The sequence below is a fragment of the Nocardiopsis kunsanensis DSM 44524 genome (assembly GCF_000340965.1).
Taxonomy (GTDB): domain Bacteria; phylum Actinomycetota; class Actinomycetes; order Streptosporangiales; family Streptosporangiaceae; genus Nocardiopsis; species Nocardiopsis kunsanensis.
On the sequence record NZ_ANAY01000063.1, the window covers coordinates 1 to 3,783 of the forward strand.

General features: G+C 57.5%; 2 rRNA genes. Both read left to right on the forward strand.

From position 1 onward, the window contains the following. The first annotated feature begins 422 nt into the window (after positions 1-422). A 16S ribosomal RNA gene (locus D456_RS0123125) occupies positions 423-1,956 on the forward strand. A 288-nt stretch (positions 1,957-2,244) separates the two neighbouring features. Beyond that, positions 2,245-3,783 (forward strand): 23S ribosomal RNA (locus D456_RS0123130); the annotation flags it as partial.

Genomic DNA, 3,783 nt, shown 5'->3' on the forward strand with positions numbered 1-3,783 from the left:
ATGTAAACTCGAAGAGTTGCTCACCGAAACCCACCGGGCCCGAGCGGTCCAGGGAAACGGTAGAGTGAAAACCAACGGGCTTCACCCCGATCGGTTTTCCCGGAACCGCCGATTTGGCGGGAAACAGGAAACACTGATAAAGTGAAGACACAACAAAGCAGAAGAAACGCCTTCCGCGGAAGAGCGACCCGGACTCCAGAGTCCGGGGCTCGTACGGGAAGAGCGGTTGTTTCTTGAGAACTCAACAGCGCGTGTTTGATCTATTTCAGCCATAGTTTGTTTTGGCCCCGTCACACACCGGCACCTGATGTCGGAACTGTGTGGAGGGTTCCTTTGATTGATCACCTCGAGTGATCGGTCAGGATTTCTTCTAGGTTTGCCCGACCGAGGCCGCCGTAGGCGCCGGGTCGGGTTGATGGACCTTTATGGAGAGTTTGATCCTGGCTCAGGACGAACGCTGGCGGCGTGCTTAACACATGCAAGTCGAGCGGTAAGGCCCTTCGGGGTACACGAGCGGCGAACGGGTGAGTAACACGTGAGCAACCTGCCCCTGACTCCGGGATAAGCGGTGGAAACGCCGTCTAATACCGGATACGACTCTCCGGCTCATGCTGGAGGGTGGAAAGTTTTTTCGGTCGGGGATGGGCTCGCGGCCTATCAGCTTGTTGGTGGGGTAATGGCCCACCAAGGCGATTACGGGTAGCCGGCCTGAGAGGGTGACCGGCCACACTGGGACTGAGACACGGCCCAGACTCCTGCGGGAGGCAGCAGTGGGGAATCTTGCGCAATGGGCGAAAGCCTGACGCAGCGACGCCGCGTGGGGGATGACGGCCTTCGGGTTGTAAACTCCTTTTACCACTCACGCAGGCTCCCAGTTCTCTGGGGGTTGACGGTAAGTGGGGAATAAGGACCGGCTAACTACGTGCCAGCAGCCGCGGTAATACGTAGGGTCCGAGCGTTGTCCGGAATTATTGGGCGTAAAGAGCTCGTAGGCGGCATGTCACGTCTGCTGTGAAAGACCGGGGCTTAACTTCGGTTTTGCAGTGGATACGGGCATGCTAGAGGTAGGTAGGGGAGACTGGAATTCCTGGTGTAGCGGTGGAATGCGCAGATATCAGGAGGAACACCGGTGGCGAAGGCGGGTCTCTGGGCCTTACCTGACGCTGAGGAGCGAAAGCATGGGTAGCGAACAGGATTAGATACCCTGGTAGTCCATGCCGTAAACGATGGGCGCTAGGTGTGGGGACTTTCCACGGTTTCCGCGCCGTAGCTAACGCATTAAGCGCCCCGCCTGGGGAGTACGGCCGCAAGGCTAAAACTCAAAGGAATTGACGGGGGCCCGCACAAGCGGCGGAGCATGTTGCTTAATTCGACGCAACGCGAAGAACCTTACCAAGGTTTGACATCACCCGTGGACCTGCAGAGATGTGGGGTCATTTAGTTGGTGGGTGACAGGTGGTGCATGGCTGTCGTCAGCTCGTGTCGTGAGATGTTGGGTTAAGTCCCGTAACGAGCGCAACCCTTGTTCCATGTTGCCAGCACGTAGTGGTGGGGACTCATGGGAGACTGCCGGGGTCAACTCGGAGGAAGGTGGGGACGACGTCAAGTCATCATGCCCCTTATGTCTTGGGCTGCAAACATGCTACAATGGCCGGTACAATGGGCGTGCGAGACCGTAAGGTGGAGCGAATCCCTAAAAGCCGGTCTCAGTTCGGATTGGGGTCTGCAACTCGACCCCATGAAGGTGGAGTCGCTAGTAATCGCGGATCAGCAACGCCGCGGTGAATACGTTCCCGGGCCTTGTACACACCGCCCGTCACGTCATGAAAGTCGGCAACACCCGAAACTTGCGGCCCAACCCCGTGTGGGAGGGAGTGAGTGAAGGTGGGGCTGGCGATTGGGACGAAGTCGTAACAAGGTAGCCGTACCGGAAGGTGCGGCTGGATCACCTCCTTTCTAAGGAGTCTTTCTCAGGTCGGTTCTTGTCTATGGCCGGCCGGACTCGAAAGTGGACCCGGCGATCCTTCGGGATCGGTCGGGATGGTTGTGGGAGATCAGACTTTCCTCTGTGGTTTCTTCGGAAGCTGTGGGGGCGCGCTGTTGGGTGTCTGAGGAAGCAACCGTGGGTTGTTTTCCGGGGCCACCGTCCTGAACTCCCGGTGTTGTGCCGGTGTGAGGTAGGGGTGTTTGTGGTTGGTTTTTTGACTTGTGAATAGTGTGCGCGAGCATCTTGTTATCTGTAGTGGCCAAGTGAATGTGGCACACGGTGGATGCCTTGGCACCAGGCGCCGATGAAGGACGTGGGAGACTGCGATAGTCCACGGGGAGTTGTCAACCGAGCTGTGATCCGTGGGTGTCCGAATGGGGAAACCTAGCCCGAGTTGTGTCGGGTTGCTGCTGTCTGAATGTATAGGGCAGTTGGTGGTGACGCGGGGAAGTGAAACATCTCAGTACCCGCAGGAAGAGTAAACAACAGTGATTTCCTCAGTAGTGGTGAGCGAACGGGGAAGAGGCTAAACCGTATGCGTGTGAGAGACGGCAGTCGTTGCGTGTGCGGGGTTGTTGGGGTGCATCTGTCTGGGTCTGCCGGCCCGGAGCGTTGGTGGTTCTTCTAGCTGAAGCCGTTGGGAAGCGGTACCGGAGTGGGTGAGAGTCCCGTAGGTGAAGGAAGAGCCCAGGCGTTGGTGTATACCCGAGTAGCGCGGAGCTCGAGAAATTCCGTGTGAATCTGGCAGGACCACCTGTCAAGCCAAAATACGTCCTGGTGACCGATAGTGCACTAGTACCGTGAGGGAAAGGTGAAAAGTGCCCCGGTGAGGGGTCGTGAAATAGTACCTGAAACCGTGTGCTGTCAAGCCGTCAGAGCTGGTCCTTGTGGCTGGTGATGGCGTGCCTTTTGAAGAATGAGCCTGCGAGTCATGGTGTGTGGCGAGGTTAACCCGTGTGGGGGAGCCGTAGGGAAACCGAGTCTGAAGAGGGCGTTGGAGTCGCATGCTGTGGACCCGAAGCGGAGTGATCTACCCATGTCCAGGGTGAAGCGGGGGTAAGACCTCGTGGAGGCCCGAACCCACCAGGGTTGAAAACCTGGGGGATGAGGTGTGGGTAGGGGTGAAAGGCCAATCAAACTCCGTGATAGCTGGTTCTCCCCGAAATGCATTTAGGTGCAGCGTCGCGTGTTTCTTGCTGGAGGTAGAGCTACTGTTTGGCTGATGGGCCCGACCAGGTTACTGACGTCAGACAAACTCCGAATGCCGGTGAAGTGAAGCGTGGCAGTGAGACTGCGGGGGATAAGCTTCGTATGTCGAGAGGGAAACAGCCCAGATCATCAGCTAAGGCCCCTAAGCGTGTGCTAAGTGGTAAAGGTTGTGGAGTTGCCCAGACAACCAGGAGGTTGGCTTAGAAGCAGCCATCCTTTAAAGAGTGCGTAATAGCTCACTGGTCAAGTGGTTCTGCGCCGATAATGTAGCGGGGCTGAAGTGCACCGCCGAAGCTGTGGAGCCCGATTTTTGTCGGGTTGGTAGGGGAGCGTCGTGCATCCGGTGAAGCTGTCGAGTGATCGTATGGTGGAGGGTGTGCGAGTGAGAATGCAGGCATGAGTAGCGAGAGCAGCGTGAGAAACGTTGCCGCCGATTGACTAAGGGTTCCTGGGGCAGGTTAATCCGCCCAGGGTGAGTCTGGACCTAAGGCGAGGCCGACAGGCGTAGTCGATGGAGAACGGGTTGATATTCCCGTACCCGTGCACGAGCGTCCATGCTGAATCAGGTGATGCTAACCACGCCGGCT